This is a genomic window from Nocardia sp. CA-107356, from assembly GCF_050946365.1.
Classification (GTDB): Bacteria; Actinomycetota; Actinomycetes; order Mycobacteriales; family Mycobacteriaceae; genus Nocardia.
The window spans coordinates 3226300-3251324 of record NZ_CP191992.1; the positions used below are offsets into that span (position 1 = coordinate 3226300).

At 65.6% G+C, this 25025-nt stretch carries 31 protein-coding genes; 11 read left to right on the top strand and 20 right to left on the bottom strand.

Annotated elements, in window-relative coordinates:
• Positions 1-20: 20 nt before the first annotated feature.
• Positions 21-632: a malonic semialdehyde reductase gene (locus ACQP1G_RS14360; RefSeq protein ID WP_433203569.1), complete on the bottom strand. Its 612-nt coding sequence runs from the start codon at positions 630-632 to the stop codon at positions 21-23.
• Positions 633-668: 36 nt separating this feature from the next.
• Positions 669-1088: a nuclear transport factor 2 family protein gene (locus tag ACQP1G_RS14365; protein WP_433203572.1), complete on the bottom strand. Its 420-nt coding sequence runs from the start codon at positions 1086-1088 to the stop codon at positions 669-671.
• 152 nt (positions 1089-1240) lie between these two features.
• On the opposite strand from ACQP1G_RS14365, the gene ACQP1G_RS14370 reads away from it, so the two are divergent.
• Both ACQP1G_RS14370 and ACQP1G_RS14375 read left to right on the top strand, forming a co-directional pair.
• Positions 1241-2023 (top strand): SDR family NAD(P)-dependent oxidoreductase, encoded by a 783-nt coding sequence (locus tag ACQP1G_RS14370; RefSeq protein ID WP_433203575.1) that lies wholly within the window; start codon positions 1241-1243, stop codon positions 2021-2023.
• A gap of 12 nt (positions 2024-2035) precedes the next feature.
• Entirely contained in the window at positions 2036-2551 is a 516-nt protein-coding gene (locus ACQP1G_RS14375) for an acetyl-CoA carboxylase biotin carboxyl carrier protein (RefSeq protein WP_433203578.1), read from the top strand.
• Positions 2552-2560: 9 nt separating this feature from the next.
• Here the strand turns inward: ACQP1G_RS14375 and ACQP1G_RS14380 are convergent, their stop codons facing one another.
• Positions 2561-2950, bottom strand: a complete 390-nt coding sequence (locus tag ACQP1G_RS14380; RefSeq protein ID WP_433203581.1) for a lipocalin-like domain-containing protein — start codon at positions 2948-2950, stop codon at positions 2561-2563.
• Positions 2951-2979: 29 nt separating this feature from the next.
• The gene (locus ACQP1G_RS14385; RefSeq protein ID WP_433203584.1) at positions 2980-3474 is read right to left on the bottom strand and encodes a luciferase family protein; all 495 of its coding nucleotides are present in this window, start codon (positions 3472-3474) and stop codon (positions 2980-2982) included.
• A 115-nt stretch (positions 3475-3589) separates the two neighbouring features.
• On the opposite strand from ACQP1G_RS14385, the gene ACQP1G_RS14390 reads away from it, so the two are divergent.
• Positions 3590-3946 carry a winged helix-turn-helix transcriptional regulator gene (locus ACQP1G_RS14390; protein ID WP_433203587.1) on the top strand — a complete coding sequence of 119 codons (357 nt, stop codon included), beginning with the start codon at positions 3590-3592 and terminating at the stop codon, positions 3944-3946.
• A 98-nt stretch (positions 3947-4044) separates the two neighbouring features.
• On the opposite strand, the gene ACQP1G_RS14395 is transcribed toward ACQP1G_RS14390, so the two are convergent.
• Entirely contained in the window at positions 4045-5028 is a 984-nt protein-coding gene (locus ACQP1G_RS14395) for an NAD(P)H-dependent flavin oxidoreductase (RefSeq protein WP_433203589.1), read from the bottom strand.
• Positions 5029-5174: 146 nt separating this feature from the next.
• On the opposite strand from ACQP1G_RS14395, the gene ACQP1G_RS14400 reads away from it, so the two are divergent.
• Positions 5175-6065 (top strand): ADP-ribosylglycohydrolase family protein, encoded by an 891-nt coding sequence (locus tag ACQP1G_RS14400; protein ID WP_433203592.1) that lies wholly within the window; start codon positions 5175-5177, stop codon positions 6063-6065.
• Between the two features lie 114 nt (positions 6066-6179).
• Here ACQP1G_RS14400 and ACQP1G_RS14405 read toward each other — a convergent pair whose 3' ends face one another.
• The 3 genes from ACQP1G_RS14405 to ACQP1G_RS14415 form a co-directional block, all read right to left on the bottom strand.
• Positions 6180-6617, bottom strand: coding sequence for a GtrA family protein (locus ACQP1G_RS14405; RefSeq protein WP_433208507.1), 438 nt, complete (start codon positions 6615-6617; stop codon positions 6180-6182).
• A gap of 550 nt (positions 6618-7167) precedes the next feature.
• Positions 7168-7602: a Pycsar system effector family protein gene (locus ACQP1G_RS14410; RefSeq protein ID WP_433203595.1), complete on the bottom strand. Its 435-nt coding sequence runs from the start codon at positions 7600-7602 to the stop codon at positions 7168-7170.
• Between the two features lie 338 nt (positions 7603-7940).
• A complete protein-coding gene (locus ACQP1G_RS14415) occupies positions 7941-8114 on the bottom strand; it encodes a hypothetical protein (protein WP_433203597.1) in 174 nt (57 codons plus the stop codon).
• Between the two features lie 181 nt (positions 8115-8295).
• Between ACQP1G_RS14415 and ACQP1G_RS14420 the strand changes: the two genes are divergently transcribed.
• Positions 8296-8952 carry a GNAT family N-acetyltransferase gene (locus ACQP1G_RS14420; RefSeq protein ID WP_433203600.1) on the top strand — a complete coding sequence of 219 codons (657 nt, stop codon included), beginning with the start codon at positions 8296-8298 and terminating at the stop codon, positions 8950-8952.
• A 262-nt stretch (positions 8953-9214) separates the two neighbouring features.
• Here the strand turns inward: ACQP1G_RS14420 and ACQP1G_RS14425 are convergent, their stop codons facing one another.
• Positions 9215-9595, bottom strand: a complete 381-nt coding sequence (locus ACQP1G_RS14425; RefSeq protein ID WP_433203603.1) for a hypothetical protein — start codon at positions 9593-9595, stop codon at positions 9215-9217.
• 510 nt (positions 9596-10105) lie between these two features.
• Between ACQP1G_RS14425 and ACQP1G_RS14430 the strand changes: the two genes are divergently transcribed.
• Entirely contained in the window at positions 10106-11152 is a 1047-nt protein-coding gene (locus ACQP1G_RS14430; protein WP_433203606.1) for a protein kinase family protein, read from the top strand.
• 237 nt (positions 11153-11389) lie between these two features.
• Here ACQP1G_RS14430 and ACQP1G_RS14435 read toward each other — a convergent pair whose 3' ends face one another.
• Entirely contained in the window at positions 11390-12814 is a 1425-nt protein-coding gene (locus ACQP1G_RS14435) for a carboxylesterase/lipase family protein (protein ID WP_433203609.1), read from the bottom strand.
• Positions 12815-12855: 41 nt separating this feature from the next.
• A complete protein-coding gene (locus ACQP1G_RS14440) occupies positions 12856-13758 on the bottom strand; it encodes an MBL fold metallo-hydrolase (protein WP_433203612.1) in 903 nt (300 codons plus the stop codon).
• Positions 13759-13888: 130 nt separating this feature from the next.
• On the opposite strand from ACQP1G_RS14440, the gene ACQP1G_RS14445 reads away from it, so the two are divergent.
• Positions 13889-14770 (top strand): helix-turn-helix transcriptional regulator, encoded by an 882-nt coding sequence (locus tag ACQP1G_RS14445; RefSeq protein ID WP_433203615.1) that lies wholly within the window; start codon positions 13889-13891, stop codon positions 14768-14770.
• A gap of 105 nt (positions 14771-14875) precedes the next feature.
• Here ACQP1G_RS14445 and ACQP1G_RS14450 read toward each other — a convergent pair whose 3' ends face one another.
• Positions 14876-15499: a TetR/AcrR family transcriptional regulator gene (locus ACQP1G_RS14450; RefSeq protein ID WP_433203618.1), complete on the bottom strand. Its 624-nt coding sequence runs from the start codon at positions 15497-15499 to the stop codon at positions 14876-14878.
• A 58-nt stretch (positions 15500-15557) separates the two neighbouring features.
• Between ACQP1G_RS14450 and ACQP1G_RS14455 the strand changes: the two genes are divergently transcribed.
• Positions 15558-16514, top strand: a complete 957-nt coding sequence (locus ACQP1G_RS14455; protein ID WP_433203621.1) for an MBL fold metallo-hydrolase — start codon at positions 15558-15560, stop codon at positions 16512-16514.
• Positions 16515-16761: 247 nt separating this feature from the next.
• Positions 16762-17202, top strand: coding sequence for a VOC family protein (locus ACQP1G_RS14460; RefSeq protein WP_433203624.1), 441 nt, complete (start codon positions 16762-16764; stop codon positions 17200-17202).
• A 36-nt stretch (positions 17203-17238) separates the two neighbouring features.
• Here ACQP1G_RS14460 and ACQP1G_RS14465 read toward each other — a convergent pair whose 3' ends face one another.
• Both ACQP1G_RS14465 and ACQP1G_RS14470 read right to left on the bottom strand, forming a co-directional pair.
• Positions 17239-17769, bottom strand: a complete 531-nt coding sequence (locus ACQP1G_RS14465; protein ID WP_433203627.1) for a hypothetical protein — start codon at positions 17767-17769, stop codon at positions 17239-17241.
• A 177-nt stretch (positions 17770-17946) separates the two neighbouring features.
• On the bottom strand, positions 17947-18306 hold the full coding sequence (locus ACQP1G_RS14470; RefSeq protein WP_433203630.1) for a VOC family protein: 360 nt from the start codon (positions 18304-18306) through the stop codon (positions 17947-17949).
• A gap of 278 nt (positions 18307-18584) precedes the next feature.
• Here ACQP1G_RS14470 and ACQP1G_RS14475 point away from each other — a divergent pair, with 278 nt between their 5' ends.
• A complete protein-coding gene (locus ACQP1G_RS14475) occupies positions 18585-18743 on the top strand; it encodes a hypothetical protein (protein ID WP_433203633.1) in 159 nt (52 codons plus the stop codon).
• Positions 18744-18801: 58 nt separating this feature from the next.
• Here ACQP1G_RS14475 and ACQP1G_RS14480 read toward each other — a convergent pair whose 3' ends face one another.
• Together ACQP1G_RS14480 and ACQP1G_RS14485 are read right to left on the bottom strand one after the other, a co-directional pair.
• Complete coding sequence (locus ACQP1G_RS14480; protein ID WP_433203636.1) at positions 18802-19695, bottom strand: class I SAM-dependent methyltransferase; 894 nt, start codon at positions 19693-19695, stop codon at positions 18802-18804.
• Positions 19696-19910: 215 nt separating this feature from the next.
• Positions 19911-20354: a hypothetical protein gene (locus ACQP1G_RS14485; protein WP_433203639.1), complete on the bottom strand. Its 444-nt coding sequence runs from the start codon at positions 20352-20354 to the stop codon at positions 19911-19913.
• Between the two features lie 305 nt (positions 20355-20659).
• On the opposite strand from ACQP1G_RS14485, the gene ACQP1G_RS14490 reads away from it, so the two are divergent.
• Complete coding sequence (locus ACQP1G_RS14490; RefSeq protein ID WP_433203642.1) at positions 20660-21133, top strand: hypothetical protein; 474 nt, start codon at positions 20660-20662, stop codon at positions 21131-21133.
• On the opposite strand, the gene ACQP1G_RS14495 is transcribed toward ACQP1G_RS14490, so the two are convergent.
• The 4 genes from ACQP1G_RS14495 to ACQP1G_RS14510 are packed head-to-tail and all read right to left on the bottom strand — an operon-like array spanning position 21115 to position 25017.
• Complete coding sequence (locus ACQP1G_RS14495; protein ID WP_433203645.1) at positions 21115-21897, bottom strand: alpha/beta fold hydrolase; 783 nt, start codon at positions 21895-21897, stop codon at positions 21115-21117. The two genes, ACQP1G_RS14490 and ACQP1G_RS14495, sit on opposite strands and share 19 nt — an antisense overlap.
• A 2-nt stretch (positions 21898-21899) precedes the next feature.
• Entirely contained in the window at positions 21900-23165 is a 1266-nt protein-coding gene (locus ACQP1G_RS14500; protein ID WP_433203648.1) for an FAD-dependent oxidoreductase, read from the bottom strand.
• Positions 23162-24097 (bottom strand): MBL fold metallo-hydrolase, encoded by a 936-nt coding sequence (locus ACQP1G_RS14505; RefSeq protein ID WP_433203651.1) that lies wholly within the window; start codon positions 24095-24097, stop codon positions 23162-23164. The genes ACQP1G_RS14500 and ACQP1G_RS14505 overlap by 4 nt, the downstream gene beginning before the upstream one ends.
• Positions 24094-25017 (bottom strand): aromatase/cyclase, encoded by a 924-nt coding sequence (locus ACQP1G_RS14510; protein ID WP_433203654.1) that lies wholly within the window; start codon positions 25015-25017, stop codon positions 24094-24096. The genes ACQP1G_RS14505 and ACQP1G_RS14510 overlap by 4 nt, the downstream gene beginning before the upstream one ends.
• Positions 25018-25025 lie beyond the last annotated feature (8 nt).

Below are 25025 nucleotides of genomic sequence, written 5' to 3' on the forward strand. Positions count from 1 at the left end.
GCCACTCGTCGGCGATGGCCCTACGCCGTGGTGACGACCTCGTCATAGGCCAAGCGAGGGGAGCGGGGGAACCAGGCGTCCACACCGGGCATGCCGATGTTCACCACGACCAGGGAGTTGTGGGTGCCGTCGGGGAAGAAGTCCTGGTCCAGCCCGGCCGCGTCGAAACCGTTCATCGGGCCCGCGGCCAAACCTGCGGCGCGAACGCCGAGGATGAAGTATCCGACCTGGATCAGGGCGTTGAAGCGGGCCGATTCGCCGCGGTATCCGGGGTCGGTGAAATAGTCCTTGGCTTCGGTGGCGTGGGGGAAGACCTTCGGCAGGTTTTCGTGGAAGTTCAAGTCGGCGGCCAGGATTGCGGTCAGGGGTGCTGCGGCGGTTTTCGGCTTGTTGCCATCGATCATGTGGGTGACCAGCCGGGTGCGCGCTTCGGGGCTGCGGACCAGGACGATCCGCAGCGGCTGCTGATTCATCGATGTCGGGCCGTATTTGACCAGTTCGTAGATATCACGGATCTGGTCGTCGGTGACCGCTGCGTCGGTGAAGGTATTCGCGGTGCGCGCCTCCCGGAACAGCAGGTCTTGGGCTTCGGCGGCAAGGGTGAGCAGGGTTGCCGGCTGCACGGTGTTCACGTGGTTCTCCTCGAAATATGGTCGGGGACAGCGGGATCAGTCGTGGGCGACGCGCCTGGACAGCGTCAGCAGATTGCCGTCGACGCGGACGAGTACGTCGTGCACGACGCAGCTCGGCGCGATTTCGGGCTTGCTGTTCGGCCGGATCTTGACCACCAGGCAGTAGGCCGTGGCGACGATGGTTCCGTCGTCCTGCGGTTGCAGGTTGATCATGTTGAACCAGTGCCTGCGCTGCATCGGGTCGGCCTCGAAGCGCTGATGGAATTCGACCAGGTCCGAGATGATGCCCGCCCTGGTCCTGGCCGGTGGCCGACCCGGTGTGTGCTCGAATTCCGCGTTCTCGGTGAAGGTTTCGGCGTAGCCCGGGATGTCGCGGTTGTCCAGCCGCTGCATCTGATCGGCGTAGAACTGCTGGACCTCGGCGTACAACTCGGTGCGGCTGGCGACGGTGGTCATGGTGGCTCCCTTGGTTGCGGCGGGGCGCGGCTGCACGCAACGGTCGCCGATACCGCTCGAGGCTGGCTAGAGCCGTCCGCGGGTTGACCCGGGCTATAGGTCCCGCGACGAGTCTTGAGGTCGAAAAGCCCGGAAAGACCGATGGAGGAGTCATGGCGGAAAGCAAGCGCGTCGCGCTGGTCACCGGAGCGACCAGCGGTATGGGCCTGGAGATCACCAAAAGCCTTGCAGCCCAGGGCGTCGCGGTGTTCATCTGCGCTCGTGACCAGCAAAAGGTGACCGATACGGTGAAGGGCCTGCAAGACGACGGCCACGAGGTGGACGGCACGGTCTGCGATGTCGTCGATGCCACCCAGATCCGCGAGTACGTCGACGCGGGCGTGCGGCGTTACGGCCCGATCGACATCCTGGTCAACAATGCGGGCCGCAGCGGCGGCGGCGTCACCGCGCAGGTCACCGACGACCTGTGGTTCGACGTGATCAATACCAACCTCAACAGCGTCTTCCTGATGACCAAGGCGGTGCTGACCGCGGGCGGCATGCTCGAGCGCGGCAGCGGCCGCATCGTGAATATCGCCTCCACCGGCGGCAAACAGGGTGTCGTGCACGGTGCGCCGTATTCGGCCTCCAAACATGGCGTGGTCGGGTTCACCAAGGCGCTCGGACTGGAACTGGCCAAGACCGGGATCACCGTGAACGCGGTATGCCCGGGTTTCGTGGAAACCCCGATGGCCGAACGTGTTCGGGAGGTCTACTCCGGCCTGTGGGGAGTCGACACCGATGAGGTGCACGCCAGGGTGAGCGCGCGGGTGCCTATCGGGCGCTATGTGCAGCCGTTCGAGGTGGCGGCGATGGTCGACTACCTGATCGGCCCCGGCGCGGGCGCGGTCACCGCACAGGCACTGAATGTCTGTGGCGGACTGGGCAATTACTGAGAGGCCGGGACAATGACCGCAGTGGAGGAGAACACATCGGGCGCCCTCGACGGCGCCACCGGGCACGACGAGTATCTGCGGATCCTGGATGCCATCCAGACCGGTGCGCTGCAATTGCTCGCGGGCTTCCCGCATCAGCCGAGCGCGTTGCGGGTCCAGGTGGGTGAGGTGACGATCGAGGCCGAGTGGCAGGTCTCTACCGCACCGGTCGTCACGGCCCCGGCGGGGACGGTCGAAATGGCCGGTGGAGCGGTGGAAACCCTTGCTGCACCGGACAATCCGGCACTCTGTGCGGTCTTCCGTGCACCGAGTGTCGGGGTGTTATATCGCAGTCAGGAACCGGGTGCGGACCCGTTCGTGGAGGCGGGGGACCGGGTCACGGCGGGGCAGCAGATCGCCATTGTGGAGGCGATGAAGTTGATGATCCCGGTGACTGCGCAGGCCAGCGGCGTGATCACCGAAATACTCAAGGAAAACAACGACCCGGTCCAATTCGATGAGCCCTTATTCTCGTATTCTCCGGAATGACACCGGATTTCAGGACGGTGGGTAGGAGCGGCGCCAGGTCAGCACTCGGCGCTGCTGCCGCCCGCCGACCTGTGCGGCCCCGATCAGCGTCAGAACGTCGCCGTTCAGTGACATCTGACGTACCTGTTCGGTATCGGCCCAGGCCGGATTGGAGCACACGGTGATCGCGTGCACCATTTCCGTGCCGCGGCGGCGCCAGGTCCCCGCGTAGCCCATGAAAGGTGGTGTGCCGGTGGCTCCGTCGGTGCGCATCATGCTCACCGACATATAGCCGTGTGCGCCGTAGATCAGCAGGCCGCGCGGCGCATCTCCCAGGGGCCCAGTGCTGGTCGCATCGTGTTCGTCGATGTCGAAGTAGGACATCAGTTCCCAGGTTCCGACGAGATCGGTCGCGTTCATGACCCCCACGATGGCGGCCGCTGCTCTAATCACGCTGTAGCCGCCCCGCGCGCGAACCGGTGGCTGATCCGCACCAGCCGCCAGGCGACCTCGAGTTCGTCGAGATCCCGTGGCCCGTAGACCATTACCAGCGTCTGCGGCAGGAATCGCTGGCGTGTCATCGGGTGCAGCTCCGCCCAGCCCTGCGAGATCGATTCGGCCGCAATGTCTTTCGGCAGGCACATGTGCAGGCTGCCATCGCCGTGCCCGTGCAGATGCGCGAATTCCGTACCTACCAGGTACGCCTCGCCCGGCCCCTTGGCGATCGTCGGCCGCAGATGCAGCGCGCGGGTGTCGGGCAGCGAAACGCCGCTGCGGCCGAGCAGTACCCCGTTCAGCGTGGTCATCCGCGACCACAGGGTTTCCTGCAGGTCCGGTGGCGCCAGCTGACTGAGCTGCTGGTGCGGATTGTGTGCCCGGGTGCGTGGCCGTTCGCCGGAGCGGCGCGGCAGGTCGATGCGCCCGTCCACAGAAATCGTCGTCATGACTGTGCTCCCTTCGGTTTTCGCGTGCGGTGGTGCTCGCTCGCGACCCCTGGTTTCACAGTACTTTCCAAAGTATAGTAGTTACCAAGAGGAAAGTGACTCTCCGGGAGAATCCATGACCGCCACCGTCGATCCGTGCCCGATCACCCCGGTGATCGACCTGGTCTTCGGCCGCTGGTCCACCCAGGTGCTCTGGGTGCTGACCCACGACGGCCGCCTGCGCTTCACCGAACTCCAACAGCGCATTCCGGGCCTCACCCCCAAGGTCCTGACGCAGCGCTTGCGTCAGTTGCAACGTGATGGCCTGGTAGCCCGCACCTATCATGCGGAGGTGCCGCCACGAGTCGAATACGAGGCCACCCCGCTCGCGGTGACCCTGGGACCGGTTTTCGCGAGCATCGTGGACTGGTCGAGCGAACATCTCAGCGAGGTGCTCGCGGCTCGGGCCGCCTACGACACGGCCGAAACCTGAGCCGCTTGCCCCGCTGCCGATTCGGCTGGGCGGCACGCGAATTCGTCATCGATCCGCCGCTTCGCCGACCCGGTCATTCGATCGTGTGCTCGGCGAGGTCAGGGGCCAGCGAGTTCGGATATCGCTTGTTTCGCGGAAGTGATTCCCGGGATGCGCAGCACGGAGTCGCCCGCATACAGGGCGGCGCGGTCGATCCAGGTGTCCGGCATACCTTCCAGCGGCGCAACCGGACTCAGCAAGGGGAGCGTGGGGCGCTGTAGCCGAAGGATCGCGGCTTCGCTGTTGTCCGGCGAGAGGCGGGCAACCGGCTTGCTGATCGAGTTGATCATCGCTGGCAGCCGCCGTGTGCTGCCGTCGGCCCGGCACCAGCGTTCGGTCACCGCATTGGGGACGACGCGATGCCGAGCGGGCCAGCCGAACCCGAATACGGTGGTTTCCAAGGTAGTTTCGGCAGCCAATAGTCGCCGCTTGTATTCGGGGTGAGCAGCGGACTCGTCGGTGAGCAGGAATCTGGTTCCCGCCACCACGCCGCTGGCGCCAGCGGCCAGGGCCACGGAGGTATCGGCCGCGGTGGCTATTCCTCCGGCGAGGAATACCGGGCGGCCCCGGGCCGCGGCGATCGCCGCGGCCAGGAAATCCTGCGCGGCAACCGTTCCCACGAGATGCCCGCCCGCTTCACGCCCCTGGGCGATCAGGGCGTCGACACCCCAGGCCACCGCTGCGTCGGCTTGGCCACGCGTGCCGACCATGGCCAGGACGAAAACGCCGGCATCGTGCAGTTCACGCACCAACGCCGCATTCCCGCCGAAACCGAGTACGACGACATCGACACCGGATCCGATGCAGGTACGCACGTGCCGGCGATGCGCGAACGGCATCAGCACATTGACCGCCACCACCCGCCCCGGGGCTTCGTCGCGGATACGCCTGATCGCGGACCGCAGCTCCGGCGGTGACAGCATTCCGAGGGTTCCGAGCCCGCCCGCGCTCGCGACCGCCGCGGCCAACCGGCCTCCAGCGATTCTGCTCATACCTGCCTGGGCTACGGGAACATCCAGCCGGAGTCTGTCCAGAACGTCCACAGCACCGACTCTATGCGCACTCAGCGTGACCCCATCGATGACGAGAGCCCGACCATGCCGGATATCTTGCGGCAGCTGGTTGCGGTTGGCATTATTAGCCCCGAATGCTTTTGGTTTCCGATTCCGCGTATGACAGCCTCGAGGGCTTGTCCGTTGGTGATGCGCTGGGTGCTCAGTTCTTCGTACCGGGCCGCTCCGTAGCTGATCTGCTCGCCGGGCGACCGCCAGCGGCTCCCTGGCCGTGGACCGATGACACCGAGATGGCCTGTTCGGTCTACTCAGAAGTCCGCAGCCGTGGCAGCGTCGACCGGGACGCGCTCGCGGCCGCATTCGCCGATCGCTGTGAACCCTATCGTGGTTACGGCGGCGGCACAGTCGTTGTGCTGCACGAGATTCGCGACGGGCGTCCCTGGGACGAAGCGGCAGGCGCTGCCTTCGACGGTCGCGGATCGTGGGGAAACGGAGCTGCGATGCGAGTCGCCCCGCTCGGGGCATACTTCGCTGCAGACCTGCGTCGAGCAGCAGCGCAGGCCGCGCTGTCCGCCGAGGTCACCCATCGGCACCCGGAAGCGATTGTGGGTGCGATGGTGGTCGCCGCCGCAGCGAGCCATGCTGCGGCCACACGCGGAAAAAGCTGTGTACCCAGTGAATTACTGCACGTGGTCGAGCCGTATCTGATTGATGGTCGGACCGCGGACGGTGTCCGCCGAGCCCGCAAGCTACTGGGCCGATCGGTAGCCGAAGCAGCCTACGAGCTCGGCAACGGCGCACAGGTCGGCGCCCACGACACGGTGCCGTTCACACTGTGGGCAGCCGCCACCTTCCTCGATGACTACCCGGCCGCCGTCACCGCGTGCGTCGAGGCCGGTGGCGATGTGGACACCACGGCAGCGATCGTCGGTGGAATCGTGGCAGCACACACCGGGATCGGAAACCGAGGCACGATACGCGGGATACCGGAGCAGTGGTTGTCGGCACGCGAGCCACTGCCCGCATGGACCGCAGACCGACGCCGATCATCAGCGAACGCACGGTAATGCGGTCGCTGAGTTCGGCAACGCGGGGGTTGGCCGATGTGCTTTTGGGTCACAGGCACATGTGATCAGGACGCACCCCAGGAGATTTGACGCGGGGACTGATTTGAGGACCTTTCAGAAGACGAAGCCGCGCAGTGCCAGGAAGCGCATACCGCCGACCGCCGCCATGATGGCGATCACGGCGCCCGCCTGTGCGATGTCGCCGAGGCCGGGTGCCCAGAACTCGAGACCGGCCAGCGCCGCCGTGCTGATCAGCAGGCCGATCAGCGCCAGCCCGCCGCCTTCCCACTGTGCGGTGAACCAGCCGACCCGTCCGGCCGCGCGGAAGGTGAGCTGCCGGTGCAGCTCGTTCGCGATCACCGTGCTGACAATCGAGCCGGCGATATTGGCGACCAGCGGGCCGATCCCGTTCATGGCGATGAACAGCAAGACATAGGCAATGTTGCTGGAGCCGCCGACCAGGGCGAAGCGGATCAGCTGGGCGAAGGCATGATCACCGCGCAGATACTGCATCACGCGGGCGAGTCGGTCGAGCCATTCCGTGCGCAGCATCGGGTACGGGCCAGCACCGATAGTCAGATCGGTGCCATCGAGGAACGTGTTGTCCCCGTATGCCTTCCGCAGCCCGGAAACTGCAATTGCTGTGCTGTTCACATGAATACTGTCGCCAGCCCGACTGACACCAGCCTTACACGGATCTGACACGCCACTGGCACGGAGTTCGGCCTGGTCACAGCGGACAAGGGTGACGAACAGGCGCCGGTCCGTGTACTTCACGGGACCATCGGCAGTGGTGAGCCCCGACAGGACGCCCCACGCCGACGAAGTCACCTCAGCGCAGGGGGAACCAACCTTTTTCGAGCGCGTTCAACGCTATGCCGCGTACCGCGCTGGGAGAACCGGCCACACTGCGCGGCCGGCCGAACGCCCTGAACTGCCAAATCGAGTGCATTGGGTGAAAGTGTCGCTTCCCGCCGGCATGGAATGCGAAAAGTAGCCAGCCAGTACGCCACCGTCCGCGCGGGCACCGTTATCGGCGATGACGCCACTCCTTCTAGGGGGTAGTCAGTGATCTCACGCACCGCTCTGTCCGCGTTGCCCGCTACACCACGGTGGCGACGCCGACAACCAAGGCGGCCGCCAGGAATCGGATTGCCCAGGTAACCAGCACATACTTACGCGATGCCGCTCGCGCGATGGTCCACACGTGCTGTGCCAGTGCGGCGTCGAACGCGTTCGGGTCGGCCAGCGTGGAAAGGACGGCAGCGCGGTAGTGCTCGCCGGACGCGAACTTCGCGATCGTGCCGTAGTGGATCAAAGAGTTTGCGCCGAGGCGTCTGGTTCGCGGCAGGACTGTCCAAACCGCTAGCAGCGCACTGACTCCCGCGAGACCCACCGATATGTACAGCATGATCAGGGTGGAGACCGGTGGCTCGGGTGTTTCACGCAATCGCCCAGACAGTAAGGCAAGCATCGCACCGGAGAGCGCCAAAGTCGCGCCGGCCTTGGCGTCCGCGAACTTTACCCACTCACTCACCGTGTGCAAGGTCCGCCACAACGTTTCCTGCGTCGGTTCGGTTACCAAGTCCATGACACTGATTCCCCCACCGGAATCGATAATCGCAGCGGCCCAACGGCTTTCCGCTGACCACATTGAATTCTATCCGGTCGGCCGCTACCGCGGTACCACGATTTCACGGCGCCGCTGCCATGCGGTGTTCCGGAGTGGGAGCATGGGGAGATCATGCTGAGGAGGTCATCCAGGGAGCGGCTCCTCCTGGCGTCAGCGTGACGGGCACCGTGGCCTGGCGATGTGGAGCTGGTCGGACCCAATACCTCTGGCGCAACGATGGCGTATCGGGCGCAACCGCCCGATCATCTTGGACGCACGATCTTGCCGTTGTACGGCAGGTGCTCGATCAGGTACTGGCACTCCTGCCACCACATGCACGAACCGAGCTCGGGCGGCAGGTCACCAAGTTGGATCGGCGGTATCTGCGGCGGATGCGCGGGCGGCGACCCGACCGACGTCGCGGCAATATCGGACATTCTCGAGTCCATGACCGACTGGAGTGCACTTGGGTCGTTCGAGTGAGCCGCAGCCATTCGCCGCCAGTCGATCTCGCGAACTTCCTAGAATGCCGAATGGCGTGTGTTCGCTGAGGGCCCGGTACGAACTACACGACAAAATCGTTGGCCGCGAAAGCCGCCCGATAGTCATGATGCTGGCATGAGCCTGATGAAGTACTGGCCTCTGGCGGGACTACAGCTGCGGACACCGCGACTGGAACTGAGGATGCCCGGCATGGAAGACCTGGATGCACTTGCCGGGCTGGCTGCTGAGGGTGTGCACGATCCGGCGGTGCAGCCGTTTACCGCCGAGTGGACAGATGCGGGACCGGACGAACGGGCGCAGCGGGTACTGCAATGGCACTGGCGATGCTGGGCCGACTGGCAGATCGACGCGTGGGTACTCAACCTCGTTGTGCTCCAGAAGGGGGAGGTGGTCGGCACACAGTCGATCGGTGCGAAGCACTTCGCAGTCTGCTCCGAGGTGAACACCGGATCTTGGCTCGGCCGGACACATCACAGCCAAGGCATCGGGACGGAGATGCGGTCCGCGGTTCTCGAGTTGGCCTTCGCCCGGCTCAGAGCCGACTCGGCGATATCCGGCGCGTTCGAGGACAACCCCGGGTCATACGGGGTCTCACGCAAACTTGGGTACGAGCATGATGGTGTCGAGGTGCATGCAGTGCGAGGAAAGCCAGCGATACTCCGACGGCTACGGCTCACGCGCGCCAGATGGGACTCCCGTCGGAGCGTGCCGGTGGAAGTGACCGGGCTGTCGGAGTGCTTGCCGCTGTTCGGAGTCCAAACAAAGCCGTGACGACACCGGGCGCGCTCACCGGTCGCGCCCGAACGCATGCACAAGCGGCTCTCACCGCAGGCGCTGCTGCCTCGCCTTCATTTCGATCGCAACGTCCTCGCCATCATGGTTTTGCTGCCGATCATCGACCTCGGGGCCCCTGCCAACTCGGCATCGTCAAATCCGGTGCGCTGGTATAGCGCAATGGCCATGCTCGTTGCGCGGCGAGACCGTGAGCAGCAGGACCTCGGCACTAATCTGTATCGCCCAGGTCGGGGTGGGCCTACTCGATGTTTTCAATCTTGATGTCGTCGAAGGTGATAACAACCTCGGTGGCGGTCGCGCTGGGTTCATCTGTAACAGCGGACGAGGCATTGATCAGTGTGACCCGCTGAGCGGGATTGCCCTCGGCGTCGACGATGACGAACGTCGTATCCGGGGAGGCCGAGACACCTGCCTCTACGGGCTGTACCTGCTGTGGGGCCACCGCGACGGTGAGCGCACCCGGCTGCACGACGTCGGGATCCACCCCGGCGGCCAACTCTTGCACGGTGGCTCCCTGCATCTGGTCGTCGACCTGCGACAACCGCAGCCCCACGAGCTGCATGGAGCGGACGCGGTGGTTGTCGGTATATGCGATGTAGAAATCCTCACCGGAAGTCATGGCAGTAATCATCGCGCACCCCAAGGGTTTGACAGGGTGTATCACTGGATTCGGCGACAGATTTCACGCGCTAGCAGCTTTGCAGCACGACGCCTCCGCCCCACCCGTCTGCGATGACCTACAGGTAGATCAGACAACTCCGGTCCACCGTGCTTCCCGGTATTCGGACCTAAATGGGATCGGGTGTCGATGCACTCGACCGGCCTGCCGAACGTCCGCTCATGCCGCATACCGCGCTGACCGAACCGGCCAGCGCGAGGCGCCGGCGGCCGAAACCTGGTGCGGTGCAGAACATCCGCTACTGCCGATTACACAGTGTTCCAGCCAGTGTTTTCAAAGTCGGTGGGGGCGGGCATATGCCCGCCCCCACCGACTTTGAAAACACTGGCCAGGGGCGTCGGTCTGGGCCGCAAGATCGCGCTGTCGTGACCGTATTTCGGAGACATCCACGACGTCATGGTGTGCGTGAGCGAGCCGGAGGCCTCTGCCTGAGTGGGTAGCGTGGCGGGAATGGATCTTTCCGGGGAACGGATCAAGCGGCACGCTGCCGTGTCGACGGCTCTGGGGTTGCTCAGCGACCGGGAGCTCGAGGCGAGGCTGAGCTCGGCGCCGTTGGTGAGTGATGGGATCGGCGGGGCGGCTGTGCGGCTGGACGTCGACGGGATCCCGGTGTTCGCCAAACGGACGCCGGCGACCGAACTGGAGCTGCGGGAGGAGCACCGGCGGTCGACCGCGAACGTGTTCGATGTACCGCCCTACTGCCACTACGGGCTCGGAGTGCTGGGTGGAGGGGTCGTCTGGCGGGAGCTGGCCGCGCATGTGATGACCACGAACTGGGTGCTCGAAGGCCGCAACCCGCACTTTCCGCTGTTGCACCACTGGCGCGTGCTGTCGCTGCCGGGCCGCTTGGCCTCGGACGATCGCGAAGCGGATGTTGCGTTCTGGGGCGGGTCGGCGCAGGTGCGGGAACGGCTCGGGCAGTTGGAGGACGCCCGCGAAAGTGTCGTGCTGTTCTGCGAGTACTTCCCGGTGAACCTGCACGATTGGCTCTACGAGCGCATTGCCGACGGCACCATCGACGATGTCGTCGAGGACGTCGAAACGCAGGTCGTCGAGTCCGTCCGTGCGATGAACCGGGACGGGTTGCTGCACTTCGACACGCACTTCCGGAACTTCGTCACCGACGGCACGCGGATCCACATCGCCGACTTCGGGCTGGCGACCTCCGACCACTTCACGCTCTCCGCGGACGAGCGGGCCTTCTGCGACCTCAACCGCACGCACGACGGCTGCTACGTCGTCACGCACCTGGTCAACTGGCTGGTGCACGCGCTGGCCGAGCAGGACGGGCGCCTCGCCTACATCCGGCGCGTCGCGGAAGGGCACGTGGCGGATCGGCTGCCGCCGAAGACGCGGGTGATCGTCGAGCGGTACGCGCCGATCGCCGCCGTGCTCAACGGTTTCTACGGAAAACTGCGCTACGAGGACCGCACGGTGCCGTTTCCCGCGGCAGAACTGGCGAAAGCCTGCGCTACGGCCGGATTCCAGCCCGGCTGAAGCCGCGTGAGGCGCCCGAGTTAGTGCCGAGCTGAGTGGCCATAGCCCAACGTAGACGTCCGGTCCGCGAAACGCGCTGTATTGCCGCTGCGCGGGCGTTCGGCCAGCCGTCCGGGCTTGCTCCAGATCGGTTGGCCGACATGGCCCGGCGCGGCTGCCGAACGCGCGATATCGCCGACGAGCGGATGTGCGGGCCGAGGGTCCGCGGTAGCTGATCGGCAAGACGTGCGCTCCGGATCATCCCCGCTCTGTGAAGCGGTGGGTTTGCGGTGGTGCCCAGCCGGGGTCGCCGGTGTGGGCGAACTGTACCCACGCACCGTGCATGCGCGCGGCGAGCACGGGAGGGGCTTCGGCCGGGCCGAGCAGGCCGCGGGGGCCGTGTAGCGCCGGTAGGTTCAGGAGGTCGAATACGAATGGGAGTTCTACGGTGTGCGCCGCGCCGAGTCGGCCGTTCGAAGCGGCAGATTGCCAGTCGAATTCGTAGGTGTAGGTGGGGGCCGCCCGGCGGGTGACGTGGGCATCGGCGAGGTGTCGGCTGCCGGTCCCGAACAGGGCATCGCCCAACAGTGTCGATTGCAGGTCCTCCGGAGTCGCCTGTGGGTACCGGGCGCGGTACCGCGCGATGAGTTTCTCGGGATCGGTGTCGATTCGGGCGGCGGTGGCGTATAACTCGGCCTCTGTCGTCGAATTGCGTTGCGGCACAAGGTAGAGGTTGGCCTCGCGGGTGTTCGTCCCGACGATCAGCGGTACCTCGGCCCCGGCCCCGGCCCCGGCTCCGGCGGCCACGGCTTCGGCCGGTTGCCGGTCGAGGACCAGGCTGAACGGGCTGAACCCGGCGAGTGGGTCGGAGCTGGTTTCGGTGCGCAGGTCCAGGCCGGTCAGCTTCGGCATCAGTGCGACGAGACGTTCGTCCGGGATATCGGCGAAATCCATTGCTGTTGGTCCGATTCCGAGGGCGTCGGCGGCCGCGTGCGTCACCCGTGCGGCCTGTTCGAGAGAGAACGCCCCGAGGCCGTTGCCGCTCTGGACAATGGCGCGATGGAACAGATTCGCCGCCTCGGGATCGGCCAGTAATCCACCGACGATCGTGGCTCCGGCGGACTGACCGAACAAGGTGACGTTGTCGGGGTCGCCGCCGAACTGGGCGATGTTGCGCTGCACCCACCGCAGGGCCGCGATGATGTCGAGCATTCCGCGGTTGGCCGGTGCGCCGGGCAGGTCGAGGAATCCGGGGATCCCCAGGCGATAATTGACGGTCACCAGGACGACGCCGTCACGTGCGAAAGCTGTTCCGTCATAGAGCGGTGCCCGGCTCGATCCGCTGACGAATCCGCCACCGTGCACGAACACCATGACCGGGCTGTTGCGGGCCTGCTGGGGTGCCCAGACGGTCACCGTCAGGTAATCCGCGCCGGGGATCCAGCCGGGCCCGAAATACGGTGACATGTCGAGTTTTCCGAAGCCGTCGCGGCGTGGCTGGGGCGCGGTGGGCCCGGGCCGGGTGGCGTCGCGAACCCCGGGCCATGGCTGGTGCGGTCCAGGCGCGGCGAATCGCGCGGATCCGATCGGCGGTGCGGCGTAGGGGATGTCGAGGAAGACGTGTGCGGTGTCGGTGCGACCGCGGACGGCGCCTTCGGTGGTGGTGACAATCGGGTCGGACATATGAGGTTTCCTGGTGTCTCGGATCGGATCTGTCGTACGTGTCAGAGGCGCGTGAAGGGTGCCCATTCCTTGATGGCGAATGTGCCTGCGTCGCGGCTGATTTCGGCGCCGCCGTGCCCGCCGAGATGCGCGGGCAGTACGAGTGCGTTCGTGTCGGCTGCCCAGCCCAGTAGTCGGCGGCGGGTGGTCCGGGCCTGCGCCGGGTCTTCGCAGAAGCAGCTGTTGGTGTCGGGTTCGACGAACTGCAAGGCGGTGTGCAGCAGATCGCCGACGAATACGGCACGGTCGGTGCCGGATTGCAGGGTGAGTACCGATGATCCGGGGGTGTGCCCTGGCGCCAGATCCAGCGTGAGGTCCGAGTCGATGCGGTAGCTGTCGTCCCACAGCACGGTGCGGCCCGCTTGGTGTACCGGGGCGATGCTGTCTTCGAAGACGTTCTGGTTACCGCGGCCCAGGGTGGACCGGTGCCCGTTGGCGGGATTCCAGAAGTCGAAGTCGCGTCGGGGCATGAGATAGGTGGCGTTGGGAAACGTCGGGACCCAGTGGCGATCGTGGAGGTAGGTGTTCCAGCCGACGTGGTCCACGTGCAGATGGGTGTTGATCACCAGGTCGACGTCTTCCGGCCGCACTCCCGCCCGGGCGAGATTGCCGAGAAAGTCGGTGTTCAGGTGACCCCAGACGGGCGCATACGGTCGCTCCTTGTGATTGCCGACGCCGGTGTCGACCAGGATCGTCGCGCCTTCGCTGCGCAGCAACCAGGTCTGCACGGCCGAAACGCACTCGTTGGTATCCGAATCGACGAAATCCGGTGCGAGCCACGACTTATGGCGTTGCCAGGCATCCTGGGGACTGTCGGGGAAGAAGGTCTCCGGTGCCATTTCGACCGAACCGTAGTACTCCATGATCCGGGTGATCATGACATCACCCAGCACGATCTCGTGCATGTTGCGCTCCTGGGGTTTCTCGCTGCTATCTGCCTCAGCGTGCTGCCCTGACGCGACGGGTACCAGCCCTGCTTATGCGTATCCCTAGCAGGGGCAGGCTCGCGGGTGGCCCACGGTGCAGACTGGGCTCATGAGTGGTGGCCCGATGCAGTTGGGGGAATTCCTGCGGGCGCGGCGTGCGCGCCTGCGCCCGGAGGACGTCGGTCTACCCGAGTTCCCCGGACGACGGCGGGTGACCGGTCTGCGTCGGGAAGAGCTGGCGCAGCTGGCCGGGGTGAGCGTGTCCTATTACACCCGGCTGGAACAGGGCCAGTCCGGCAATGCCTCCGCCGCCATTCTCGACGCACTCGCCGGCGCGCTGCAGCTCGACGAGCACGAGCATGAGCACCTGCGCCGACTCGCGACGCGACGTCCGCGAGCCGAACAGCCGCGACAGGAGCGACTGCATCCACTGACGCGAGATCTGATGTGCGCTTTCGAAACAGCGCCCGCAGTGGTTCTCGGCCGACGAACCGACATCCTGGCCTGGAATGCGTTGGGGCATGCGCTACTTGCCGGGCATATCGACCGCGCCGCGCCGGATCGCCCCGCGGACCGACCCAATCAGGCTCGAATGTTGTTCCTGGACTCGCACACCCGCGATCTGTACGCGGACTGGCCGCGCAAGGCCCGCGCTGTGGTCGGCAACCTCCGGCTCGTCGCGGGCAGGCACCCCGATGACACGCTCCTGGCCGCCCTGATCGGCGAATTGTCCATGAAGAGCCCGGAATTCGTGAAGCTGTGGAGCGACCACCGAGTCAAACCGTGCGAAGCCGACGCCTACGAACTACATCACCCACTGGTCGGCCCGCTCACCGTCACACAGCAAATCCTCATCCCCGCACGCTCACCCGAACAGTCGGTCGTAGTCGTCACGACGCCCCAGGGATCCAGCGCAGCGGACTCCCTCGCGCTCCTCGCACGATCCATTCCGGCCGAGGCCCGCCGGTCGCGGACGCCGGTGCAACGCTGACGAGCTCGCCGATCAGCGGCCATCCTCCGCTGATGATGAACATCCGATTACCGAGTGTTGCGGCCCCAGCAGGTCGTATCTGATGCGAGCGGGCTCTCCGCCGACCTACAGCCCGGGCCGACTCGCGTCGTCGGACCGGGGCAGCAGCCCGTGCAACACGATGTCGAGTTTGGCGCGTAGCGCGCTGCCGAGCGGGAATGCCGTGTCCGACTGTAGCCAGCGGTTCAACGTCTGCAGATAGCAGTCGTAGATCACCTCGGCAGCGATCTCCGCGTCGAGCTTCGGGGTGAATTCGCCACGCTGTATCCCGAGGCGGATCGCGTCAGCCAGGACAGGCGGCGCGACCGCTTCGGCGAAAAACCCGCTGTCATGCCGTAACCATCCGTCGGAGATCGCGCGCGCGATCCGGCTCTCCCGTTCGTCGTAGTCGGCCATGATGCGCACATACCTGGCTAGCTGGTCGCTAGCTGCCGCCTCACGAAAGGCCTGCTCGTGCAGCAGGACCGCCAGTCGATCCTGGCGTTGCTGCACCCAGGCCCGGACGAAAGCCTCCTTGCGCGGAAAGTAGTTCAGTACTGTCTGCCGGGCGACGTCGGCGTGCTCGGCGATCCGGTCGATCGTGGTCGCTTCGAATCCCTGCGTGGCGAACAGTGCTAATGCCGTGTCCAGCAAGTGATTTCGAGTCTGTTGCTTACGTCGTTCGCGCCGCCCGGCCTCTCTCGTCGCCACACCCTGAAGTGTACAGTGAACTAAAATTAGGCTACAGACCAAGTTTGGGGGATATGTCATGACCATCCCGTTCACCCGCGGACTACATCCGATCGGCGCGGCTACATTCGCCTATCTCGCGCCCGACGGTTCCTGGGGGTTGGGTAACGCCGGACTCGTCGTCGATGGACGCGAGGGATTGCTCGTCGACACTCTCTTCACGTTGACACAGACCGCGCATCTGCTGCACTCGGTGGCGGAGGCGTTACCGGAGGTGAGCATTCGGACAGTGGTGAACACCCACGACGACCCCGACCACTGGTGGGGAAATCAGCTGGTCACCGACGCGGAGATCGTCGCCTCGCGCGTGGCGGCGCGCCACATGCGCGAAAATCGTTTCCTGCCAATGCTTCTCAACCCCGACCTCGCGCCGGGCCTACGCGAGTGGATGACACCGATAATGGCCACGTTCGACTTCACCGGAGTCATCCCGACACTTCCTACCCGGACATTCAGCGGCGAGCTGGAATTGCGGGTCGGGCGGCGCGTGGTGCATTTACTCGAAGCCGGTCCGGCACACACGCACGGTGATGTGCTCGTGCACGTGCCTGACACGCGCACCCTCTTCGCGGGCGATCTGCTGTTCATCGGCGTGCATCCGGTCATCCATTCCGGGCCGATCTCTGGTTGGATCGCAGCCTGCGAACTGATGCTCACTATGGATGCGGTCACTATTGTGCCCGGCCACGGCCCGGTCGTCGGTCCGCCTGCAATCCGCACATTCCGTGAATATCTGCTTCGGATGCACGACTACGCACACCTGTGCCGCGAGGCTGGGCGGACGGTGTTCGAAGCCGCCGAGCACTTCGATTTCGCCGGTTGCCCGCAGCTGCTCGGCCCCGAACGAGTACTGCTCGATATCGGTGCCATCTACCGCGAACACGGCAGTGCGCCCACCGAACTGGAGTTGCTGAGCGCTTTGCCTGCGTTCGTCGCTACGCTGGCACGAAACCACCGGAACAGTGCCACGTCCTGACCGGTTGTGCGAGCAACCGCGGGATCGCCAGGCGTCCGTCCGTTGAATCGGGCCGAACTCGGTGATCGAGTTCGGCTCCTGGGAGAGCTCGGGTTGCTTGCCCGTCGGCGCGGGCGGCGGCCGTGCCCTCGCGAGTGTGCAGGCGCAGCAGATCGATTGGTGATTCCATGTCGAGAAGCCCGCACCGACTCCGTCCATCAAGTGAAGGGCTACGACAGGCGCAGCCCACCACACCAGGAGGACACCAGTGACGATCCAACGCATGGAGAACGTGGGCATCGTGGTCGACGACCTCGAGGCTGCTACCGCGTTCTTTATCGAACTCGGTATGGAGTTGGAGAGCGAGGCGCCAGTCGAGGGAGATTGGGCGGACCGTGTCGTCGGGCTCGACGACATCCGAGTCGACGTCGCAATGATGCGCACCCCGGACGGCCACGGCCGGCTCGAGCTGATGAAGTTCCGCACGCCGACAGCGGTCACCGCTGAGCCGGAAAGCGCACCGGCGAACACACTGGGCATACGTCGAATCATGTTCGCCGTCAAAGACATCGAGGACGTTCTCACCCGCCTGCGCACCCACGGCGCCGAACTCATCGGCGAGCTGGGCCAGTACGAGAACAGCTATCGGCTCTGCTACGTCCGCGGCCCCGAAGGCATCATCGTCGCATTGGCCGAGCAGCTGAGCTGAGGGCTCCGGCCGGGGCCGCCCATCGCCTCGTCAGCATCAGTGGTCGTTCCCGAACGCTCTCACTACCGCGCGGGAGTCCGGAGTCACGGCCTGGCCACGGGGCGTGTGGGGCAGTCGGATCAAAGCCGATAGCGGAGTATGTTCGATCAATTTCGCTGTGCGGGTAGGTCTTCGATCTGCCGTGTGGAGTTCGAAATAGAAGTCGTTGAAGACGACGGCTGCAGGGGCGTAGCGTCGTACGATCGCCGCCGCGCGGGGCGGCAGTTCCAGAACGCCGCACCCCTCAGCGCAGCGGCGTAGGAAGTCATTGCGCCGCTGCGGATTACTCGACACGCGACGGCCCGGGTCACAGCGGGTTTCCACCACCCAATTGGTCAACCTACTGATCACGTAGCAGCCGTTGTGTGATGCGTGTCGGCGAAGGAACTGCGCCTCTGCTGTGGACAGTTCGAACCGCGAGGACGCGGCCAAGCCGAAGTCGGTCAGGAACAGGCGGCGCCCGTCGGTGAGAATATTGCGGAAGTGAGTGTCGAAATGACGTAGTCCCCGTGCGGTTGCATCGGACATGTCGACAGGCTCCCGGCGGCGCACCACACCCTCACGGTATGTGAGGGTCGTCGCCGTCTCACCGCATCGACGCACGAGGCACGTACGTTCATGCGTCCGGGCGCGGTCTACGGACGAGATGTGCTGCAGCGCAGAACATCCGATACTGCCGATTGCAGGGTGTTTGTTCGTGCTCGGCTAACTGTCGCGGGTGACACGACCGGCCGCCTCGGCCAGCGACAGACTGTTCCCGTCCGGGTCCAGTACTTCGACGTGGCGCACGCCGTTGCTGTAGGTCTCCACCGGCTCATGGCTGACGCCGTACGCGGCGAGGCGGGCCAAGACGTCGTCGAGGTCGGTCACACCGAATGTTATCATCGCCCCGCCCACCCGCTCGGCCCGCACATCTCGGTCGTCGATGACGATCCACGCATTCTCACCGACCTGCCACAGGTACTCCACGCCGATAACCTCGTCCGCCGGGCGCCCGAAGAACACCCCGTACCACTGCAGCGCCTTGGTCCGATCACGCACGCACATGATGCTGTACAAGTCCATTCCGGCCTCTCCTGTCGGTAGTTTCGGAAAGTTGGACGACTTCCGCGACCGAAACTCATCGGACGACAGTAAACAGACTGCGGGGTCACACCGAGCCCGTCGCTGAAGCCAGATGAGCAGAGGCAGGTCAACGATGTCCCGAGCAGACAGACTCCAGGCCTTCGGTGCCAGCACGACCTCAGCCTGTGTTCCGCCATATCACACCTGTGGCGTCGTGGGCTGGAGCGCCAACGTCCCGGCACGATGGTGTGATCGTTTGTTGCCGGTATGGTTCGGCCATGTCCCGATCGGCTGAGTATGTCGGTGCGGCGAGCTCGACCAGGTGGTGCTGCGAGTTGGGGAGATGCTCGGCGGAAGCCATGGCGGAACTCGCCGACCGAAGTCGCGAGCTGCGTGCGAAGATCCAGCGGATGCGCGAGTGGCGCGACGAGCAGTGACGCGGTTCGATCACATGGTCCTTGTCGACTGCGGCTCCGCTTGCTGAACAGCGTCGGATCAGGACGGCTTGATAGCTGTCAGGTATAGCGCGCTGTCGAACATTTGCGCCATCGGCTCCGGGACCGGTGGCAGGGGACGGTCGTAGCGTGTGGCCAGTTCCTGCAGGTGCAGGCTCGAGGTGGTCCAGTCGTGGGCGGTGAGCAAGTCAGCCGGATCGGTGCGTTCGTCGGTGTAGAACAGCGAGGCGAGGTCGACCTTGTCGAACGGGGTGCCTTTCAAGTATTCCGACTCCTGGTCGGCGATGCGGGCGATATCGACGTCGTTGCCGATGGTCTCCGCCGCCACTGTGCTACCGGGTGCCGAAAGCTGACCGATCCGCGCGAACAAGGCGTCCTGTGCGGCGCCCGGCAGATATGGCAGCAACCCTTCCGCCGACCATGCGGTGGGCGAGGTCGGATCGAAGCCTGCCTCGACAAGGGCCGCGGGCCAGTCGTCGCGCAGATCAACGGGTACCTCGCGCCGGTCCGACCTCGGCGCGGTGCCGGATTCGGTGAGCACCTGACGTTTGAACTCCAGCACTTTGGGCTGGTCGATCTCGAACACAACCTCACCCGCCGGCCAATCCAGCCGGTAGGCCCTTACATCGAGCCCGGCAGCCAGAATCACCGCCTGGGTCACCCCGGCCGCCGCCGCGGACAGGAAGAAATCGTCGAAGAACTTACTTCGATATCCGATGAACCCAGAGGTGAACGGGGTCTGCGCCCACAACGTCGGATCGGTGATCAGTCGGTTCATATCCGGATCGCCGGATGCCACCACGAATAGCGCGGCGTACTCGTCATGGACAAGGGCATCGGGCTGTTTCGTCTCGATCGCGCGCGCGGCCGCGACGCCGAGCGCGGTCATGCCGACGCTGCTCACAATGTCCCAGGTATCGCCTTCGGTACGCATAATGCTGTCCTCGAAGTGTCCTGAATGCCATGGCTGACAAGTCGGAATCCGGGGTCGCGCTCGCGCGCGGAAGAGAGGGCCCTCTTGTCGGCCTGGCAAAAATGCGGCTGTCGATGGGTAGAGCTTGCTACGAACTCGATCATACGACCGAGTGGACTGCCTGAACTGCGGCCCGCTCCCGTTCCCCAATCGGCAGCCCCCACCACGGTGCGCGGCTAGGGCACCAGCAGATACCACTCCGCGAACGGGCCCTGGATCGGCCAGGTGTCGGCCATGATCTTGGCCGGACCCATCCCCACCCACAGGTCCACGGTCACGGTATCGCCCGGCGCCGCATCGGTGTGCACATACACCTCTTGCGCCCGCGCACCCGCTGAGCCCACCCATCCCAGCATCACGTGATTGCCGCACGGCCCGCGCTGATAGCCCAGTGGGGTCACGTGCGCCAGCACATGGCCGGGCAGATGCGGTGCGGCCTCCACCGCCACGCCGATCGCCCCGGCACAGAAATTCGCATCGCCGAAGGTGTAGAGCGTGGTGCCCAACGGCGCCCATTGCGGTAGCGGATCCGCCTGTGCCGGTATTGCCGGTATTCCGCACACCAACGCGCCGATCCCTGCCGACACCATGACCCCCGCCACCGCTCGCCGCACTGTCATCAGTCGATGTCCTTCCCGCGTAACGATATTCGCGCCCGCACTGCCCGCTCCAGCAATATGGTACGGACCCCACGACATTGGGTATAGCGGAAGTCATTCCGTCAGTTAGCGTATCGAACCAGATCGGCCGCGTGGGACGTTCGAGCGTTCTCGTAGCCGCCGGGAATCATCGTGCCGAGAATCCTTGGCGGGTACCAGTTCTGCCCGATACCGGTGGCGCCGACGGACACGGGATTCGACACCGCAGACGTCGTCCGGAGATAATGTCGGGGTTCCGAAAGAAGGACGACCAAGGAGGCTCGCCTGTGTTCGACCGCTCCCAACTGATCGCTCTGTCGACGATCGCACCGCTCGCCGTTGCCGCCCTTGTGGCCACCGCGGGACCGGTCGCGGCGGATCCGAACGGACTCGATCAACTGACACCGGTCGAGGACACCGGATACCTGGTCGACGACCCGAACTACACGGGCACTGTCTTCTTCCGGACTCCGGACGGCCGCAACTGCGGGTTCTACCCGAACGGACCGGCCGGATGCGACGCCGTGCCGATCGACGCCCCGCCGGGAACCAACCAGGTGCGCTCATCCACCATGGAAGCGGCCCACTACCTGGCGGCCGAGGCCACCTTCACCTACCCGGGCGGTGCGCAGGTGCTGCCGGAAGGACACAAGGTGACCATGGGCGGCACCACTTGCGGTGTCGGCTACCAGGGCACCGTGACCTGCGAGACCGGACCCCACGGTTTCACCATTGCGGCGACCTACGGCGTCCTGCACTGAGCGAGACCGGTTGGCGCCGGTTGCGGTGCCAAGGCCAGCAGATGCCCGGCCAATTCCCGCGGCATGGTGATCATGCAGTCGTGCCCGGTGGGCAACACGTGTAGGCGCTCGGGTGGCAGATCGGCGGGCGGCAGGGTGCGCGGCATCGCGGCGCGCATGGCCTTGAAATCCTCGCCGCCCTCGCTGCAATGCACGTGGGTCACCGGAATCGCCGCCAGCGCTTCGGGATTCGTCAGTAGGATCCGCTGCCGAAAGGTCTCGAGCGATTGCGCCGTCTGCATCGAGGCCACCCAGCTGAGATCCGGCTCCTCGGTGACGCCGTAGAGCCCGCCGTCGCCCATCGGCTCGGTCTGCGGTGGTACCCGCCAGCCGTCGCCGTGCGCCTCGGCGGCGGCGGTGAAGGCGTCGACCATGCCGGGCATGATGTCGGCGACCGCCTCACCGCCGCGTGGGACGAAGGTGTCGATATAGACGAGTTCGGCGATGCGGTCGGGTACCGCGTCGGCGACGGCGGTCACCACCATGCCCGCGTAGCTGTGTCCGACCAGGATGACGTCGGTGAGGTCTTCGAAGGTGAGCATGCCGACCAGATCCTCGACGTGGGTGTCGAGGCCGACCTCGGGGGTCAGCTGATCGGCGCGGTCGCCGAGGCCGACCAGGGACGGTGCCAGCACGCGGTGTCCGGCATCCTCGAGCGGTGGTGTCACCCGCTGCCAGACCCAGCCGCCGTGGAACGCCCCGTGGACGAGCAGATATGTCGACACGATCAGTTCTCCCTGAATTTCGGTAGGGCAGTGACGGTTCCGGCGATCGCAGCCGCCGGTGGGACCTGCTCGGGCCGGATGCCGAGCCCGATCACCCGGGCCACCAGCCGCGGTAGGCGGGGGAAGCGGCGCAGCAGGCGCACGAGCAGCGGTTTGTCGGTGCCCGGCCGACCGGCGTTCGGATATAGATCCGATAGCAGCCGCAGCTGCGCGAATTGGACTACGCGCATGGGGAATTCGCGTCTGCTCTGGACCGCGCGCAACTGCGCGAGGCTCGGGCTGGCACCCGTGCTCAGTGTGGGGGCGAGCAGACGGGCGGCGGCGATCGCGTCCTGTACGGCGAGATTGATGCCGACCCCGCCCGCGGGCGACATGGCATGGGCCGCATCGCCGATCGCGAGCAGACCGGGCCGAAACCAGCGGCGCAGCCGATCCACCCTGACGTCAAGGGGTTTCACATCGTCCCAGGTGCGAATTTCCGCCGCCAGATGGGTGGTGAGGCTGGGATAGATCGTGGCCAGTTCCGCGCGGAATTCGGTGAGCCCGGCCGCCTTGACGGTCGCGAACCCGCCCTTCGGAATCATGTACGCGACCTGGAGGTAGTCGCCGCGGTCGATACAGACGATGAAGAAACCCGTGCCGCTGCGCACGGTGGGTAGCCGTTCACCCTCGGGCTTGCTGACGCGGAACCACAGCACGTCCATGGGGGCGGCACTGGCCGCGACGTCGAGGAGGCCGCGCGCGATCGAATTGCGCCCGTCCGCGGCGATCACCAGATCGGCCCGCACCTCGAGGGAGCCGCCCGGTGTGTGCACCCGCGCGCCGACCACCATATCGCCCTCGTGGATCAGCTCGGTGACCTCGGCCTGCTGGATGAGCCGGAAGCCCGGATACCGCCTACCTGCATCGGCGAGGAAGTTCAGCACATCCCACTGCGGCATGAACGCCACGAACGGGAAACCGCCGGGGAGAGTGCGGAAGTCGGCGAAGATCACCGGACCGCTCGCGGTCGCCATCGGCAGCTGCGGCAGTTCGACGTGCGGTAGCGCGAGGAATTCCGTCGCGAGCCCCAGCTCATCCATGGCACGCAGCGTGGACGGATGTACGGTGTCGCCGCGGAAGTCACGCAAGAAATCCGGATGCTTCTCCAGCACCAGCACTTCCACGCCCGAGCGGGCCAGCAGCAGACCGGCCATCAGCCCGGCGGGTCCGCCGCCGACCACGCAGACCCGCACCGATTCGGTTGTCACGCCAGATTCGGTTGTCATGCCAGACATGTCGGCACCTGCCCGTGGTTGTACACGATCATCTCGTCGAAGATCGACAGCACATCGAGTGATTCGCCGAGCGGACCTCCCGCCCATTCCGCATCGGCGCGGTACAGATTGCCGACAATCCGTTCCTCATCGACCAGGTCGTCGAATTCGCCGTGATCGGCCTCGAGTGCGATCGCCAACGGGGTGAGGCCGAGCGAGCGGCCCTCGGCGGCCAAATCCTGCACCCACCGCAGATATCGCAGTGTCCGGTCGAAGATTTCGGGTCCGGTGACCGGACCATGTCCGGACACCACGGTCTGCGCGCCCAATGCGGCGAGTCTGCTGATCGCGGTGATCGATCCGCTGACCGATCCCATGAGGCAGAACGGCGCGGCACCCGACATCACCAGATCACCGGCGAAGAGCACCTTCTCCTCGGGCAGCCACGCCACCACATCATTGGTGGTGTGCGCGGCCGGTCCGAGGTGGATGAGCTCGACGCGGCGTTCCCCGATATGCAGCGTGATCCTGCTGCTGAACGTGATACTCGGGAGCGTGACGCGCACGTCGCCCCACTGCACCTGCGGCCACAATGTGGTCAGGGCGAGTCCGGTTTCGATCATCTCGGGCCGGATCCGATCGTGGCCGATGACGACCGCGGTGGGGCCGAAGAGGTGATTGCCGAAATTGTGGTCGCCGTGGTGATGAGTGTTGACAATCGTTCTGGCGGGGCCGACGTCGAGTCCGTCGACGAATTCGACCAGTGCGCGGGTGCGCCCCTCGGTCGCCAGCGTATCGATCACCACCGCCCCGTCCGGACCGGCCAGCACACCCGCATTGCTGACACACCAGCCGCCGCGGCGGTGCGTGTACGCGTAGACCCGGTCGGCGATTTCGCGCACTACCGGGTCACCGGCCACCTGTGGTAGTTCGGTGGCCGTCATGTCGGTGACTTCATCGTCTCGGCATACCGCGCGGCGCACAGCATGGTATTGCGGCTGTTGGTCGAGAGCGCGTCGGTGAGATAGGCGCGTGCGTCGGCGAGATCGGTAGCGGCCCCGAGGATTTCACGGGCTGCGACCGGATTGATCGCCACGGTGTGCCGTGCGGTCACCAGCGCGCCGTCGGGTCGGTCCGCGAATTCCCATGCGCCGCTGTGCCCGAAGAGCATGGTCGGTGGCAGCAGCTGTTTGTAGTCGATGCGCTCATTGGACGAACAGACGCGCACCGATTTGGTGGTGTGCGGGATACCGCCCGCGGTAACGGTATCCATCTCCATCAGCTGCACACCCTCGGAGTCCTCGGTGAGCTCGATCCGGCCGACATGCGGGACATGTTCGGGCCAGCGCTCGCTGTGGTAGACGAAGTCGTACGCCGCGGCCGCCGAAATATCCAGCGCGACAGTGTCTTCGAAGGTATGCAGGACATCATCGACCGGATGGCCGAGTTCCGCGATGCGGGCCAGTGCGGCCAGTTCGGTTTCGCTGTTGCGATCCACCGCGCCCGCGACCACATCCGGATCGGTCCCGTCCACCACGGTGAAGCGATGGTCGAGGGTAACCTTCGTTGTGCCGGAGTCGATTTCGCGGAACGACCAGCCGCCGCCCATGGATGCGATCGGCGCCTGGCTGCGTTCCTGCTCGAAGACGATGCGCCGTTGCGCCGCATCGAGCACCCGTCGGGAGGTCCAGTTCTTCACCTCGCCATTGACGGTGGCCCACAACCGGAACCGTTCCTCATCGGGTCCGCGGTGCAGATGTCGCACCAGCACGCTCGGCGCGAAGATCACCGGCCACTTTGTCACGTCGGCCACCAGGGCGTAGACGACCTCGGGCGGCGCCTGCACCACCTTGCTGTGGCTCATCACCTGAG